Genomic DNA, 14,820 nt, shown 5'->3' on the forward strand with positions numbered 1-14,820 from the left:
CCGCGGCAGCTGATCCGGGCCCGACGCACCACCCGCCCCTTCGTGCCGGCCACCCGCCTCGGCGCGGCGGCCCCGCCGACCGCGGTCGGGCCACCGCCCCGTTGCCGCCGACCACTCCGTCCTCCCGTTCCCCGGCGATCGGGTCTTCCACCGGCCGGGGGCGAGTCGCGTGGCTGAGCCGAATCGGCGTACTGCGCGAAACCTCTCGACCGGCGCAGGCAGACCGGCGGGGCAACGCGCCGCCCACAACCGCGATCGAGCCGAAGGAACCACGTTGCGCAGGACCGTGGTTCCGTCACGATCCGCTGGTGTCCCCGGTCGCGGACTCGCCGCACCCGCAGCGCTCGTCGCGTACGCCGCGGCCCTCGTCGTCGCTCTCTTCGTGGCTCTCTTCGTCGCCCCGCCCGCACTGGCGCACCGTGGATCGGGCGCCGGCTCCGTCGAACAGGGCAATCTCGGCCCCTCCTTCCGCAAGGCGTTCGTCGAGTATTGGGCGTCCGGCGACGAGGATTTCAACCCGGACATGGATCGGGTTGTCGACTACTGGTTCCGTTTCCACGTGGTCAAGGCCGTGATCGCGGCGATCTTGCTGACCGTGCTCGTTGTGTTCGCCGTACTCCTTTGGCGGGCGTTCCTGAGGGCCGGCGGTCTGGGGGCGGCAAGGCGAGTGGTGCTCGCGTCGACCGGCGTCCTCACCACGCTGCTCGCGCTGTTCGCGTTGGTGGTGACGACGGCCAACGTCCAGGGGGCCGTTGCGCCCTTCGCCTCGCTGTTGTCGACGCTGCCGACGGGTGCCACCGACGGAGAACTGTCCGTCACGCTCGGCCAAGTCAGGCGGCGACTGGCCGGCGACTCGACCACGAGTGAGCCGACTCCCCCGGCTCTGCACGTGATGATCGACGACTTTGCCCGGTATCACGTGGCAATGGCGGTATGCGCCGCGGTGGTGGCGGTCGTGCTCGTCGGCATGAGCGTGGTGTGGTGGCGGAGGTTCGCCCGTACAGAGTCGTCCGACCGACGAACGAGGCGCGTGTTCGGCTCGTTCGGTACTCTCGCGGCGTTGTCCTCGTTGGCCGTGATCGTTGTCGTGGTCGCGAACACGACCACCGCAGCGGATTCGAGGGCGGCGCTCGCCGCCTTCTTCGGCGGTGGATGGTGAGGCGCCTCGCAAGCCGCCGGGCGCGGTCCGGCAGACGGACCTGGTGGACCGCCTCCCGGTAGGGTGGAAAACGGAGGCGTCCGTCAGGCGGTCGCGCAGTGTTGTACGAACCGGATCGGTCCCATGGCGTCCACGAGCATCAAGGAAGTCGCCCGCGAGGCCGGCGTTTCGGTGGGCACCGTCTCGAACGTGCTCAATCGTCCGGACCTGGTCGCCGAGCAGACCCGGGTACGGGTACTCGACGCCATCGAACGCCTCAGGTTCGTCCGCAACGACTCCGCGCGCTCGCTGCGCTCGGGTCGGACCAACGCGCTGGGTCTGGTCGTGCTGGACGTGGCCAACCCGTTCTTCACCGACGTGGCGCGCAGCGTGGAGGACGTCGCGGGCGAGTCCGGAGCCGTGGTGATCCTGTGCAACTCGGACGACTCCGCCGCCAAGCAGGACCGCTACCTGCGGGTCCTCCAGGAACAACGGGTACGCGGGGTCCTGATCACCCCGGCGCACGACTCCCGGCTACCGGTGGACGAGTTGCGCGAGCGCGGGGTGGCCGTGGTGCTGCTCGATCACACCGGCGTTCGCGACGACCTGTGCTCGGTCGCGGTCGACGACGTGGCGGGCGGACGGCTCGCGGCCACCCACCTCGTGGCGCGCGGGCATCGCGAATTCGCTTTCGTATCCGGTGCGTTGACGATTCGCCAGTGTGCCGACCGACGCCAGGGCATGCGCGAGTCCGTACAGGCGGCGGGACTTCGCCTCGGCCCCTCCGTGCGCGACGTGATCGTGCCCGGGATGAACGCGCGCTCGGGCGCCGAGGCGGCCCGCGTACTCCTGGCCTCGGGCACGGACTCGTTGCCCTCGGCGGTGTTCTGCGCGAACGACCTCCTGGCGATGGGCTTGATGCGCGAACTGTTGAGGGCCGGCGTGCGCGTCCCGGAGGACGTGGCCATCGTCGGCTACGACGACATCGAATTCGCGGCCGCATCGGCGGTCCCGATCACGTCGATCCGCCAACCGACGTTGCGACTCGGCCGCACGGCTGCGGAGTTGCTCCTCGACGAGTGCGACGACCCGGAGGGACACGTCCACCGACAGGTGGTGTTCCAACCGGAGTTGGTGGCCCGGGAGTCGACCGTGGGCCCAATCGACGGGTGAGGGATCGCGGTCTGCCGACGGTGGGATCGAGGGCCGACCGTCCGGCTTCCTCCCCACCCCGATCACACGGCCGCAGGAATCCGGTCGGTGGTGGGCACGCGAGCCCTTTCCGCCCGGCCGAAGTCGCGAACTCCCCGTGATGCGACACCGTGCCGGACGCAGGCCGAGCCGTTCCGTGTGATGCGACACCGTGCCGGACGCAGGCCGAGCCGTTCGGCCCCGGGTGCCGGCCCGGGGCCGGGGAGGGTCAGGCGAAGCCGGCGACGGGGCGCGGAGTGTAGGGCTGTTCGAGGCGGCGGATCTCTTCCTCGGTGAGGTTGAGGGTCAGGGCGGCGACGGCGTCCTCGATGTGGCCCGGTTTGGTGGCGCCGACGATCGGGGCGGTCACATCCGGGTGGCCGACGATCCACGCGAGGGCGACTTGGGCGCGCGTGACGCCGCGGGCGTCGGCGATCCGGCCCACCTCCTCGACGATGGGCCGATCGGCCTCGCCGTACAGCGTCTTGCCGAACTCGTCCGTCTCGCTGCGCGCACTGCTCTCGCCCCAGCCGCGGGCGAGCCGGCCTCGGGCCAGCGGACTCCACGGGATGACCCCGACACCCTGGTCCGCGCACAACGGCAGCATCTCCCGCTCCTCCTCGCGGTAGAGGAGGTTGAGGTGGTTCTGCATCGTCACGAACGGCGTCCAGCCGTGCCGTTCGGCGGTGTATTGGGCTTTGGCGAACTGCCACGCGTACATCGACGACGCGCCGATGTGCAGGGCCTTTCCCGCCTTGACCACGTCGTGCAGCGCCTCCATCGTCTCCTCGACGGGCATCCGGCCGTCCCAGCGATGGATCTGGTACAGGTCGACGTAGTCCGTCCCGAGTCGCCGCAGGCTGTTGTCGATCTCGGCCAGGATCGCCTTACGAGACAGCCCTCCGCCGTTGGGCCCGGGCCGCATCCGGCCGTGCACCTTGGTGGCGAGCACGATCTCGTCACGGCGCGCGAAGTCCGCCAGAGCCCGACCGAGAATCTCCTCACCCGACCCGGCCGAATACACGTTGGCCGTGTCGAAGAAGTTGATCCCGACCTCGATCGCCTGTCGGATCAACGGCCGGCTTGTCTCCTCGTCCAGCGTCCACGTGTGGTTGCCGCGGTCGGACTCGCCGTAGCTCATGCCGCCCAGGCAAATCGGCGACACGTCCAGCCCGGTGGCGCCCAACTTGATGTATTCCACGCCCGCTCGTTCCCCTCGTCGACGCATGTGTCCCGCATCCGGATCGTAACTCTCGGACGCGCCGGCCCGATCGAGGTGGTGCTTCACGGCCGGGTGGGGGGTGCCGGTGCAAGGCGGTACCGGACGGCGGCGGGCGGCGGCGGGCTTGGCGGTCGGCGGTGGTTCGGTGGGCAGGAACCGCGACACCGCCGCACCGCCGTCAGCCTCGGCGTCGCTCTTCGTCCAGGGTGCGGGCCCGCTTGAGCGCCGCGGCCGGCGCCTTGGCCACCGACCCGCTGTCGAAGGGGGGTTGCGGATCGTACTCGGTATAGAGCTGAATCGCCTGCGCGGTGGTCTCGTCGGTGAGCAACGCGGCAAGTTGCAGTGCCATGTCGATGCCCGACGAGACCCCGGCCGAGGTGATGATCTTGCCCTGCCGGACCACCCGCTCGGGCGTGTACACCGCGCCGTGGCCCTCCAGATCGGCGACCGCTTCCCAGTGGGTGGTCGCGGTGAGCCCGTCGAGCAGCCCGGCGGCGCCCAGCACCTGCGACCCGGTACAGACCGACGTGGTGAACCGGGTGCCGGCGTGGATCCGGCGCACCCACGCGAGAAACTCCGGGTCGGCGATCAACTCCCGGGTGCCGCCCCCGCCGGGAACCAGCAGCACGTCACACGACTCGACCTCGGAGTAGCGCGTGCGCACCTCGACCGGCAGCGCCCCCAACACGTCGGTGATCACGCCCGGTTCGGGCGCGACGAAGCGCACCTTCGCCCCGGGCACGTACGCCAGAATCTCGTACGGGCCGATCGCGTCGAGCGGTTCGAAGCGCTGGAAGAGCGGTATCACGATGTCCATGTGGCGCAGCCTAATCCGCAAGCCGTCAGCTCGCGTTCGGAGTCGGACAGACATCGGGGCCGGCGGTTCCGGTCACAGGTTCGGCGGTTCGTGTCGAGCGCGGATGCCGCTCGTCCACGGTCGCTCAGGCGCCGTCCGGCGGTGCGAACGCCAGTCGTGCCGCTGGTGGTAGCGGCGCGTGCCGAGGGCAGGCTTCGAACGCCTGGATCGCCAAACCTGCGAAGCGCCGGGAAGCCGTGACCCGGGTGGCGGCCGATCCGGTGTGGATGCCCTTGTTGGCCATGAAGACGAGGATGAGGTCGTCCAGGACGAAATCCGGCCGCAAGTGCCCTGCGTCCTTGGCTCGTTGGGCAAGTCCGGCGACTGCTTTCAGCGTGTACTCGCGGCCTGCGACGTCCGGCATCCCCGGGTAGGTCGACATGAAGGCTTCGGTGAAACCTCGATCACGCGCGTGCAGCTCGAAGATCTTCTCGATCACCAGGCAAAACCCGTGCCACGCATCGGGATCCGCACACCCCTCGTCGACGATGGCGCGACACGCGCGCAACTGGTCCGCGAAGGCCTCGGTGACCAGCATCTGTTTGGTGGGGAAACGACGGTACAACGTGGCGGGTCCCACTCCTGCGCGTCGCGCGACCTCCCGCATCGGCACGTTCAGTCCGTCGGTGGAGAACAGCGCTCGGGCCGCGTCGAGGATGCGCTCGCGATTGTCCAGCGCGTCCGAGCGCAGGGAGTGAGGCAAACGATCGACCATGCTCTCATTTTATCCAAACGGACGGGAGCGTCCGTTACCGTTCGAGACGTAGCAGCTCATCGCGGTCGTCGGCGCGCACAGCATCCGGACAGGCCCCGGCCGCGCCGTGAAACCCCTCCCGCCGTCGACGACGTTCGGCAGCGGGTTCCGAGCGCGACCGCACTGATCGGTCCGAGTACACGGGAGACCACATTGAAAGCCATCGTGATCCGAACGTATGGAGGCCCCGAAGGTCTGGCCGCGGTCGACCTGCCGACTCCCGTACCTGCTGCCGGACAGGTGCTCATCGCCACCGAGGCGGTGGGCGTGGGCGGCGTCGACACCGTGCTCCGAAGCGGGGCCCTGGCCGCGTACGGCTTCAAGGAAGGCCACATCCCGGGCAGCGAGGTGGCCGGCACCGTAACCGCGGTCGGTGACGGTGTCGAGCCCGCGTGGATCGGCCGACGTGTGTGGGCCTCCACCGGCACGGGCGGAGGCTACGTCGAACAGGCCCTCGCGCAGGTCGAGGAGATCCTTCCGCTGCCCACAGGACTTTCCGTGGTCGACGCGGTGACCCTCGGCAGTTCCGGCGTGGTGGCCCACTTCGGGCTCCGCCACGCCCACTTCGCTCCCGGGGAGACGGTTCTGGTGCGTGGCGCGGCCGGCAGCATCGGCATCATGGCAGTGCAACTCGCCGCTCGTGGCGGCGCCGCCGCAGTGGCGGTCACCACCTCCTCGGCCGAGCGCGGCGAGCGGTTGCGACGTCTCGGCGCGACCCACGTGCTGGACCGTTCCGGCGAAGGAGGGGAACAGGCTCCAGCAGGCTATGACGTCATCATCGACGTGGCGGCCGGCCCGGACCTGCCGTCGTTCTTCGACAGGCTCAACCCGAACGGCCGGATGGTGGCCGTGGGCGCCGTAGCGGGCCAACCACCGGCGGATTTCGGCACGAGAATCATGGCGGAGTTCCGCAAGTCGCTGTCCTTCGCCGCTTTCAGCGCAGCCACCGTCACCGGGGCCGACCGGCGTGCCGTTCGCGGCGAACACCTCGCGGCAGCGAGCCGGGGCGAGATCCGATCGGTGGTACACGAGGTGCTGCCCTTGGACGCGGCCGTGCTCGCGCACCAAAAGATGGATGCGGGCGAGGTCTTCGGCAGAATCGTGCTGACCCCGTAGTCGAGGACACCCACGCCGGGCGGCCTTGCCCCGATCTGCTCGTCCACGTCCACCGGATCTTCGCGGCGTAGTCCGGGTTGAGATCGGACCGGGAGGTGTCCTGGGGCTGGTGGCGAGAAGCCTGTGACCGCCTACCCATCGTCACAGTCGACGTGTTCGATCAGGAGGCGGGCCTGGCCTACGCCGTCGTCGCCCAGCCGTCCGTCCTCAGCCATGGCGGTCGCTACCTCGTGGCAGGCCCCACGCCCGAACCCGTAGAGGGCACCTGGGACTTCTCCCGGCTCCTGGTCATCGAGTTCCCCGACATGGACCGGATTCGTGAGTGGTACGACTCCCCGAATACCGACAGGCCCGCGAGATCCGCAGGAACGCCGCCCACGTGCGGATGCTGTTCGTCGAGGGCTCGCAACCCGAGGGCTTCACCCTCCCGACGCGGCCCGTTCCGTAGTCGGCAGGGCTGCCGGAGAGGTTCGCCGCGTCCGGCCCCCGGTGCGTCGGCCGCCGCGAACCGATCCTCCGGCCCCGCGCGACGGGGGGCAGTGGGGCCGGGCAGTGGGGGGCGGGCGATGGCTTAGGGTCCGCCCCATGAGCAATCAGGTGCGCTCCCCGTTCGGGAACTTCACAACCGTCCGACCCGCGCTGACGGTAGACGACCTCCTCGCCGCTCCCGTGGCCGAGGCCCTGCGTACGTGGGAGCCGCGGGAGGCGGCCGAGTCCGTGCTGTACGTGGACACCGATCCCGACAAGGCCGACACCGCAGTGTTCTGCGCGGCCTACGACGTGCCGCCGGAGGCGTCCGCGAACTGTGTGGTCGTCGCCGCCAAGCGCGGCGGGGCCACGACCCTGGTCGCGTGCCTGGCGTTGGCCCACACCCGGGTCGACGTGAACACCGCGGTCCGCAAACACCTCGGTGCGCGCAAGGCGTCCTTCGCCGCGCTGGAGACGGTCGTCGCCGAGACCGACATGGAGTACGGCGGCGTCACACCGGTCGGGCTCCCCGCCGGGTGGCCGATTCTGATCGACGAGGCCGTGGCCCGTACGCCGTTCGTCCTCGTCGGCAGCGGCCGGCGGCGCGGCAAGCTGATCCTCCCCGGCAGCGCCTTGGCCCAACTCCCGGGCGCCGACGTACTGGTCGGCCTGGCGGGTTGACGGGTTGACGGCCTCAGGTCGCCCCGGAGTGCGGCGCGGTCAGCAGGCCGACGGCCGACGTGGTGAGGTTGTCGGTCAGCACGTCGAACGGCAACGGCAGCGGTTCGCCCTCGGCGAGGCGCCGTTCGGCGTCGGCGAGCGCGGCGGTGATCAGGAGTGTCATCAGCCGCATCCGCTCGGCCCGCACCGGGGGCGGTAGCCGACGGCGGGTCAGCTGCGCGTCGATCAGGTCGAGACCGGTACGCATGCCGGCGACGAGCGACGCGTCCAAGGGCGGGTCGACGACGTAGCCACCGATCGCGAAGCGCTGGACGAACCGCGCGTACCACGTCGGTTCACCGGCGTCGCGGACGGCTTCGGCCAGCGGCGCGAGGTAGACGTGGACGAGCGCCCGCAGGGCCCGGTCCGAGGCGTCGGAGCCGTCCGAGGAGCCGAGCGCTCCCGGCTCACCCGCCTTGCCCTGGTCGCCCGGGTCACCCCCTGGTCGTTCGGGTCGTTCGGGTCGTTCGGGTCGTTCGAAGCCTTCGAGGCCTTCGAGACCTTCGAGTAGTTCGCGGCGGCGGCGATCCAGCGGGGCGAGTCGGTCCTCGTACAGGGCTCGGACCAGTTCCTCGCGCGTACCGAAGTGGTATTGCACCGCCGAGTTGTTGCGCTGCCCGGCGGCGGCGCCGATCTCGCGCAGCGAGACGTGCTCGATGCCGCGCTCGGCGAACAGCCGCTCCGCGGCGCACAGGATCAGCGCTCGGGCGGTCTCACTACGGCTCTCGGGCCGACGCGGCGGCTCCTCCTTGACATCCACACCGGCACTGTAAGACATTCTGTCTCAGGGAAGTAAGACGGGATGTCTTAACGGCTTCACGTCCCCGGCGGTTCTTGTCCATCCGGAGGTCTCGTGTTTCACATCGCCCCGCTCACGCCCACCATCGGTGCCGAGATATCCGGCCTCGACCTGCGCGAGCCACAGCCCGACGCGGCAATCGCCGAACTGGTCGACGCGTTGCACACCCATCAGGTGTTGTTCTTCCGCGACCAGCCGATATCGCCTTATCAGCAACGGGACTTCGCCGCCCGGTTCGGCACGCCCCAGCACTTCCCCTTCGGTGCGCCGCCCGCGCCCGATGTACCGGAGGTGATGGTGCTGGCGACCGGTGGCCCCGGCCCCAAGGTGGCCAACGCCGACATCTGGCACAGCGACGCGACGTTCATGGCCGCCCCGCCGATGGCGACGATGCTTCGGTCGGTCGAGCTGCCGACGCTCGGCGGCGACACGCTGTGGGCGGACATGGAGGCCGCGTACGAGGCCCTGTCCGAGCCGCTGCGCCGCCTGCTCGACGGCCTGTCCGCCGAACACGACTTCACCAAGTCCTCGTCCCACCGCGGCCGGGCCGACCGGGAAGCGCTGCCGCCCGCGCGGCATCCGGTCGTCCGCACCCACCCGGTCACCGGGCGCCGCTGCCTCTACGTCAACCGCGTGTTCACCACGCGCATCCTCGACCTCACCGAGCGCGAGAACGACCTGCTGCTCCCCTTCCTGTTCGAGCACGTCACGCGTCCCGAATTCCAATGCCGCTTCCGCTGGACCGAGAACACCGTCGCCCTCTGGGACAACCGCAGCACCCAGCACTACGCGGCCTACGACTACGACGAACCGCGTGTGATGCACCGCATCGTCCTGGACGGGGACATCCCGCGCTGAGCAATGGCAGACCGACCACCGATCACCGGGCAGACGACCGGCAGCGAGATCCACTCGGAGCCGGACTTCGGGCTCAGACCCTGTCGACGATGCCCACTTTCCCGTCCGAGCGGGCGCAGTGCGCGCCGCAGTACCAATGGCCCGCGACCTCGACGCCTTGGCCGATGATCTGCACCCGACAGTGCTCGCAGATCGGCGCCATCCGGTGGATGGCACACGAGAACGAATCGAAGACGTGCCGCGCGCCGTCTCGGGTCTCCACGGTGAACGCCAGGTCGTAGTCGTTGCCGCATACTTCGCAATGTGTCATGAACCGCATGGTCCGGAGCGGACCGGCCCTGGGCAAGGCTGCTCCGGGCGGTTCGGTCGGACTGCACCCGTTCGGCGGATGTCGGGCCGGAGGCGCTCGGCGAAGGACCCGATCCCGACCGCGAAGCAGCCTCCGCTCGACCGCCGCGCGCAGAGCCCGGTCGCGGCACTGCCGCCACCCGCCCCCGCGATCAAGGCCCCGCCGGCGCCCGGTTGGGGTCCGCGCCGGGCTTCGCCGCGCCGCCGCGACGGTCGGGTTTCGAGGCGCGGGCGAACGTCGCTTACGGGCATGCGAGTTCCGCGGCCGGTCGGGTCTTCGACAGTCCGTTGGAGTGATCCTTGTCCACTCGCATCACTTCTTCGCCATTTCCGGATAACGTGCAACAACGGATAGAGGCCCGGTCGGGCTCCACCACGCGTGGAATCGACTGTTTGTACAGTGCCGCTGTTCGTATCGAGCACTGTCCGTATCGAGGGCGGCTCGTCCCGAGGGGGATGGGCCGGTGTGAGCAAGGGGCGGTGGGGTTGAACAGGCTGCGGGTCGCGGTCCTCGGGCCGGTGCGAGCCTCGCGGGGCACGCGCAGAATCGATCCTGGGCCGGCGCAACGGTGCGCCGTGCTCGCGGCGTTGGCGCTGCGCCGGGGTCAGGTGGTTCCGGTGGAGGAGCTCGTGCGGGGCGTGTGGGGCTCGAACCCGCCCGTGAGCGCGACGTCGGCGGTGCGCAATCACGTCTCGCGCCTGCGTGCGGCCCTGGAGACCGATCCGCGCACCCCGCGTCTGCTGGTGTCGCTGTCGGGTGGATACAGCCTACGATCCGCTCAACTCGACCTGGATCTGGACGAGTTCGAGCGATTGGCGGCCGACGCGAGTCGGGCTCGCATGGTCGGTGACGTACGCACCGCGGCTCGGCTGCTGCACGCCGCGTCGGGCCTGTGGACGGGCCCGCCGTTGGCGGGCGTTCCCGGCGGCTACGCCGAACGGCAGCGCGAACTGTTGGCCGAACGGCGCCTGACGGTCGTTCAGGCGCGGTTGGCCGCGGACCTGGACCTGGGTCTGCACGACGACGTGGTCGCCGAATTGGCCACGCTCGTCGACGCGCACCCGGCCCGCGAGGGTCTGCGCGCGCTGGAGATGCTGGCCCTGTATCGCTGCGGCCGACCTGCGGCGGCATTGGCCGCGTACGAGCGGGCGAAACACCTGTGCGTCGCACCGGGCCCGGAGCCGACCGCGATGTATCAAAGGATACTTCGGGCCGATCCGGCGCTCGCGCCTGCCGCTCCCACTCCGTTCATCCCTTCCCCCAGCCGGCCCAAGGATCCGCTTCTCGGACGAAGTCGCGGACCCAGGCCCACCCAACTACCGCCCGACATCCGCGACTTCACCGGACGGGCCGACGTGGTCGCCGAGTTGGGCCGGGTGCTGACGACCGGCGCGCACGACCACCGTACGGCGGTGGTCGTGTGCGTGCTGCACGGCATGGGGGGCGTGGGCAAGACCACCCTCGCGGTACACGTCGCGCACACGGTGCGCGACCGCTTCCCCGACGGGCAGTTGTACGTCGACCTGCGCGGGTCCAGTGGGGATCCACTCGATCCACACGTCGTCCAGGGCCGGTTCCTGGTGGCCCTGGGGGTCGCGGCCGAGGCCGTCCCGGACGGCACCGCCGAGCGCACCGCGTTGTACCGGTCCCGGCTGGCGGACCGGCGCGTCCTGGTGGTGTTGGACAACGCGCACGCGGTCGAGCAGGTCGAGGCTTTGCTGCCGGGTACGGCGCGGTGCGCGGTCCTGGTGACCGCGCGTACCGCGATTTCGAGCCTGCCCGCGCGGCGGTTCGCGCTCGACGTGCCGGCTGCGGACGAGGCGCTCGCCCTGCTTGAGGACATCGTCGGCATCGGCCGTTCCCGTCCCGAGCGGCGGGCCGCGCGTGAACTGGTCGACGTCTGTGGCCGATTGCCGCTCGCCGTACGGATCGCCGCGGCCCGACTCACCGCGCGCCCGCGCTGGAGCGTGGCCGCGTTCGTGGCCCGGCTGGCCGACGGGCCGCGGCTGACCGAGCCCCGCGACGGCTTTCTCGCGACGGACGGCGTGTTCGAACTCGGCTACGCGCCGCTGGAACCCGCCCACGCTCGGGTGTTCCGCCTGCTCGCGGTCGCGCGGGTGGCGGAGATCTCGTCGGACGCCGCTGCGGCGGCCCTGGAGATGGACGAGGAGTGGGTCGAGGAGATCCTCGAATCCCTGGTCGACGCCGGGCTGATGGAGTCGGGCGAACCCGGCCGCTACGGCTACCACGACCTGCTGCGCCGGTTCGCCCGCGAGCGCGCCGAGCGGATCGACCCTCCCGACGAGTGCGATGCGATACTCGCCCGGTTGGCCGCGTTCCACCTGGCCAGGCTGGGTGACGCGTTACGCGCGGAATTGCCGAACAACCGGTTGCCCGACCTGATCGACCCGCGCGGACGGCCCGGGGCACCGTTCGCGGGAGCCGACGAGGCCAGGCAGTGGGTGGGCACCGAGCTGGCCGGAATCCTCGCGGTGGCCGAGCAACTCGTGCACCCCGATCGGGCGTCGGTGACGGTCGCGGACGCGCGGACGGTGGGACGCGTGTTGTCCGCCTTGGTACCGTTCGCCGAGGCCGGGTTCCTGTGGCGCACGCTGGAGGCGCTCGCGGACGGACTGCTGCGGCTGGCACGGACGTTCGCCGACTCGGTGCTCGCGGTCACCGCGCACACCCTCCTGGCCGTGACGTACACCAGGACCGGTTGTCTGGACGCGGCCCGTATGCACATCGAGCGCGCACTGGCCGTACCGCCCGCGATGCAGGTCACCCCGCAGTACTACCTGATGCAACTGCTCGGTCTGGTGTGCGCGGCGCAGAACCTCCCGGAGGAGGCGATCGCGCACTACACGGAGGCCCGCGCCAAGGCGCACGCCGACGGCAATTCCGTCGAGGAGGCGATGGCTGTGCTGCGCACGGCGCAGGCGCACTTGACCACGGACGAGCCCGAACTGGCCCTGCACGAGAGCCGGGTGGCCCTCACCATGCGCCGCATGGACGGCAACGTGAACGACAGCGCCCTGCCGCTGATCGTGATGGGCCGTGCCCTGCACACCCTGGGCCGCCTCGACGAGGCCGCCGCGCGTTACACCGAGGCCGTCGACCTGTGCGCGCTGCACGGCCTGCGGATGCACCGCATCCAAGCGCTCCTGGGCCTGGCCACGACCCGGGCGGCGGCCGGTCACATCGGCGCGGCCACGACCTCGGCCCAGGCCGCGCTGACCCTGGCCGACGAACTCGGCGACACCGCGGCCATCGACACCGCGCACGCCCTGCTCGATCACGCGACGGCGGGGGCGACCGGAGCGAGCGGCGCCCACGGCTGAGCCGGCGTGCGGGTCCGATCGGTAGTGCCGGGGCGACCGGCGCAAACCGAGCTGCTCGAATCATCGCCACAACGTCCCATCTCGTGACAGGCCCGGCATGGATCAGCTGCCCTTTCTGCTCGCCGACCCGGACTTCTACCGGCCGATCGAGGAAGCCGCGGAGACCGGAACGCGATACGAGAGCTGTGCCCTCCCGGCGGATTGGCGGCACGTACCGAAAGCCCTGTGGAACGTGTGCCTGCCGCCCGGCGGCATCGCGGCGACGCACGGCTGGAAGGTGCACGTCTCGGCGACTTCGCAGCGGGCCCAACACGTGCTGAGCGCGGCGTCCGCGGTGTGTGTGGCGCAGGGCGCGCCGTTCGCATACCTCGACAACGCGCTCTTCCACACGTGGCTGCACCACGAACACGGCCCGCCCGCGGGCGGGCCGAGCGGCGGTACGTTCATCGCGGCGTATCCGCCGCACGAGGCGGCGGCGCGCCGGCTGATGGTCGCGCTCGCCGCCGCCCTCGACGGCGAGTCGGGGCCCTACGTCCCGGGCAACCGGCGCTATTGCGGCTCGATGGCGGTGGCCTACCGCTACGGCGCGTTCGTCGAGATCCCACGGCTGTTGCCCGACGGCACCAGGGAACATCTCGTACCGGACGGTCGAGGCCGCCTCGTGCCCGACGGGCAGGGTGTCTGCTTCGCCCTCCCCGACGGCGTCGTGGACCCGTTTCGCGAGGACCGGTTGCCCCCACGCGCCGACGAGCGCGTGCCGAGCCCGCGGGACGGGGCCGCGAACATCGGCGGACGAGGGCCCGTTCGCGCCGACGGCGAGGTGTCTTTCGAGGGGTTCACCTTCACCCGGCTGATCCGCCACTCCAACGGCGGCGGCGCCTACGTCGCGCGGCGGGAGAGCGACGGGCACGACGTTTTCGTCAAGGAGGCGCGTCGCCACGGCGGGCTGCGTTTCGACGGCAGCACCGCGCTCGCCCGTCTCACCCGGGAGTACGCGACGCTGTGCGACCTCGACGAGAAACTCCCCGGGATCGCGCCGAAGCCGGTCGCCTTCCTCAAGCGGTGGGAACACGGCTTCCTGATCACCGAATCGCTTCCCGGCGAGTCGTTGCCACGCTGGGTCCGTCGTCATCTTCCCGGGACTCGTCCCACCGCCTACCAGGACCACCACCACATCGACGACCACCATCACCGCGAGGTGGACCACGACCGCAAACTCGACTATCACCGTCGCTGCCTGAACATCTTCGCCGACATCGTCGCCCGCATCGACGCGCTGCACGACGCCGGTTACGTGTTCGTCGACCTGAGCGCCGACCACGTCCGGGTCGACGCGGCCGACACGGTACGGCTCGTCGACTTCGAGGCGGCCGGCCGCATCGACGAACTGCCGGGCCCGCCCGGCCGTTTCCCGGATCGGCCGCCTCCGCCCACCGACGACGAACGCGCCCGAGCCGATCCGTACCACATCGACGACTACGGCTTGTCCCGCATCGCCCGACTTCTGCTCTTCGGCCCGATGCACCACGTCCTCGACCGCGAACCGGGCGCGATCGCCCACCTGAACCGGCATCTGTGGCAGGACGGCGTTTCCCGGCCCACGCCGGCGCCCGAGCGGTTGTGGCGGGCGGCGACCCGCTTCACGGCCCCGCCGTCGCCGGCGACCCTGCCCACTCCCGAGGAGGTGGCCGACGATCCCGTGGGCCGACTGCGGGAACTGCGCGACCGTACGGCAGACGCCTTGGCGGCGATGGCGTCTCCCGGGGCCGAACCGGTCTACCCGACCACCCGCTTCGGTTACGCCTCCAACGTCCGTTGCGTCGCGCACGGTACCGCCGGTGTCCTGCACGCCCTGCGCGTGACCGGTCGCGCGGTGGACCCGGCCGTCCTGGGCCGACTCGCCCACAACTCGCTGCGCCACCGCCGGGACACGCCTCCCGGCCTGCACAGCGGCAACGCGGGCATCGCGTGGGTGCTGGCCGATCTTGGCCGCCACGACGAGGCGAAC

At 70.7% G+C, this 14,820-nt stretch carries 13 protein-coding genes and 1 pseudogene; 9 read left to right on the forward strand and 5 right to left on the reverse strand.

The genetic code is table 11. From position 1 onward, the window contains the following. Positions 1-274 precede the first annotated feature (274 nt). Together GT354_RS01225 and GT354_RS01230 are read left to right on the forward strand one after the other, a co-directional pair. A complete protein-coding gene (locus GT354_RS01225) occupies positions 275-1,159 on the forward strand; it encodes a hypothetical protein (RefSeq protein WP_202511418.1) in 885 nt (294 codons plus the stop codon). Between the two features lie 123 nt (positions 1,160-1,282). Further along, complete coding sequence (locus GT354_RS01230; RefSeq protein ID WP_161354262.1) at positions 1,283-2,311, forward strand: LacI family DNA-binding transcriptional regulator; 1,029 nt, start codon at positions 1,283-1,285, stop codon at positions 2,309-2,311. 247 nt (positions 2,312-2,558) lie between these two features. Here the strand turns inward: GT354_RS01230 and GT354_RS01235 are convergent, their stop codons facing one another. The 3 genes from GT354_RS01235 to GT354_RS01245 form a co-directional block, all read right to left on the reverse strand. Further along, the gene (locus GT354_RS01235; protein ID WP_161354263.1) at positions 2,559-3,530 is read right to left on the reverse strand and encodes an aldo/keto reductase; all 972 of its coding nucleotides are present in this window, start codon (positions 3,528-3,530) and stop codon (positions 2,559-2,561) included. A gap of 199 nt (positions 3,531-3,729) precedes the next feature. Next, on the reverse strand, positions 3,730-4,368 hold the full coding sequence (locus GT354_RS01240) for a DJ-1/PfpI family protein (protein ID WP_161354264.1): 639 nt from the start codon (positions 4,366-4,368) through the stop codon (positions 3,730-3,732). A 124-nt stretch (positions 4,369-4,492) separates the two neighbouring features. After that, positions 4,493-5,122: a TetR/AcrR family transcriptional regulator gene (locus tag GT354_RS01245; RefSeq protein ID WP_161354265.1), complete on the reverse strand. Its 630-nt coding sequence runs from the start codon at positions 5,120-5,122 to the stop codon at positions 4,493-4,495. A gap of 192 nt (positions 5,123-5,314) precedes the next feature. Between GT354_RS01245 and GT354_RS01250 the strand changes: the two genes are divergently transcribed. The 4 genes and pseudogenes from GT354_RS01250 to GT354_RS01260 all read left to right on the forward strand — a co-directional run bounded on the left by GT354_RS01250 (position 5,315) and on the right by GT354_RS01260 (position 7,426). Then, entirely contained in the window at positions 5,315-6,277 is a 963-nt protein-coding gene (locus GT354_RS01250; RefSeq protein ID WP_161354266.1) for a zinc-binding dehydrogenase, read from the forward strand. Between the two features lie 152 nt (positions 6,278-6,429). Next, a pseudogene (locus GT354_RS56270) lies at positions 6,430-6,558 on the forward strand (DUF1330 domain-containing protein); the annotation flags it as partial. A gap of 41 nt (positions 6,559-6,599) precedes the next feature. Then, entirely contained in the window at positions 6,600-6,725 is a 126-nt protein-coding gene (locus GT354_RS56275) for a hypothetical protein (RefSeq protein ID WP_346011784.1), read from the forward strand. Between the two features lie 137 nt (positions 6,726-6,862). Continuing rightward, a complete protein-coding gene (locus tag GT354_RS01260) occupies positions 6,863-7,426 on the forward strand; it encodes a YbaK/EbsC family protein (protein WP_161354267.1) in 564 nt (187 codons plus the stop codon). A gap of 13 nt (positions 7,427-7,439) precedes the next feature. On the opposite strand, the gene GT354_RS01265 is transcribed toward GT354_RS01260, so the two are convergent. After that, a complete protein-coding gene (locus tag GT354_RS01265; protein WP_346011783.1) occupies positions 7,440-8,225 on the reverse strand; it encodes a helix-turn-helix domain-containing protein in 786 nt (261 codons plus the stop codon). A 93-nt stretch (positions 8,226-8,318) separates the two neighbouring features. On the opposite strand from GT354_RS01265, the gene GT354_RS01270 reads away from it, so the two are divergent. Further along, a complete protein-coding gene (locus GT354_RS01270; RefSeq protein WP_161354269.1) occupies positions 8,319-9,122 on the forward strand; it encodes a TauD/TfdA family dioxygenase in 804 nt (267 codons plus the stop codon). A gap of 73 nt (positions 9,123-9,195) precedes the next feature. Here GT354_RS01270 and GT354_RS01275 read toward each other — a convergent pair whose 3' ends face one another. Beyond that, positions 9,196-9,432: a hypothetical protein gene (locus tag GT354_RS01275; RefSeq protein ID WP_161354270.1), complete on the reverse strand. Its 237-nt coding sequence runs from the start codon at positions 9,430-9,432 to the stop codon at positions 9,196-9,198. A gap of 494 nt (positions 9,433-9,926) precedes the next feature. On the opposite strand from GT354_RS01275, the gene GT354_RS01280 reads away from it, so the two are divergent. Both GT354_RS01280 and GT354_RS01285 read left to right on the forward strand, forming a co-directional pair. Further along, a complete protein-coding gene (locus GT354_RS01280; protein ID WP_237534259.1) occupies positions 9,927-12,812 on the forward strand; it encodes an AfsR/SARP family transcriptional regulator in 2,886 nt (961 codons plus the stop codon). Positions 12,813-12,909: 97 nt separating this feature from the next. Next, the coding region (locus GT354_RS01285) for a serine/threonine protein kinase (protein ID WP_161354272.1) at positions 12,910-14,820 on the forward strand (1,911 nt) is incomplete at its 3' end.

Origin of the sequence: Streptomyces sp. SID3343 (genome assembly GCF_009865215.1) — a bacterium.
GTDB lineage: Bacteria > Actinomycetota > Actinomycetes > Streptomycetales > Streptomycetaceae > Embleya.

Bases quoted from the DNA above. Each gene is read 5' to 3' on its own strand.
- GT354_RS01230 (WP_161354262.1), top strand. From the start codon at position 1,283: ATGGCGTCCACGAGCATCAAGGAAGTCGCCCGCGAGGCCGGCGTTTCG.
- GT354_RS01240 (WP_161354264.1), bottom strand. From the start codon at position 4,368: ATGGACATCGTGATACCGCTCTTCCAGCGCTTCGAACCGCTCGACGCG.
- GT354_RS01245 (WP_161354265.1), bottom strand. From the start codon at position 5,122: ATGGTCGATCGTTTGCCTCACTCCCTGCGCTCGGACGCGCTGGACAAT.
- GT354_RS01260 (WP_161354267.1), top strand. From the start codon at position 6,863: ATGAGCAATCAGGTGCGCTCCCCGTTCGGGAACTTCACAACCGTCCGA.
- GT354_RS01275 (WP_161354270.1), bottom strand. From the start codon at position 9,432: ATGACACATTGCGAAGTATGCGGCAACGACTACGACCTGGCGTTCACC.
- GT354_RS01280 (WP_237534259.1), top strand. From the start codon at position 9,927: ATGGGCCGGTGTGAGCAAGGGGCGGTGGGGTTGAACAGGCTGCGGGTC.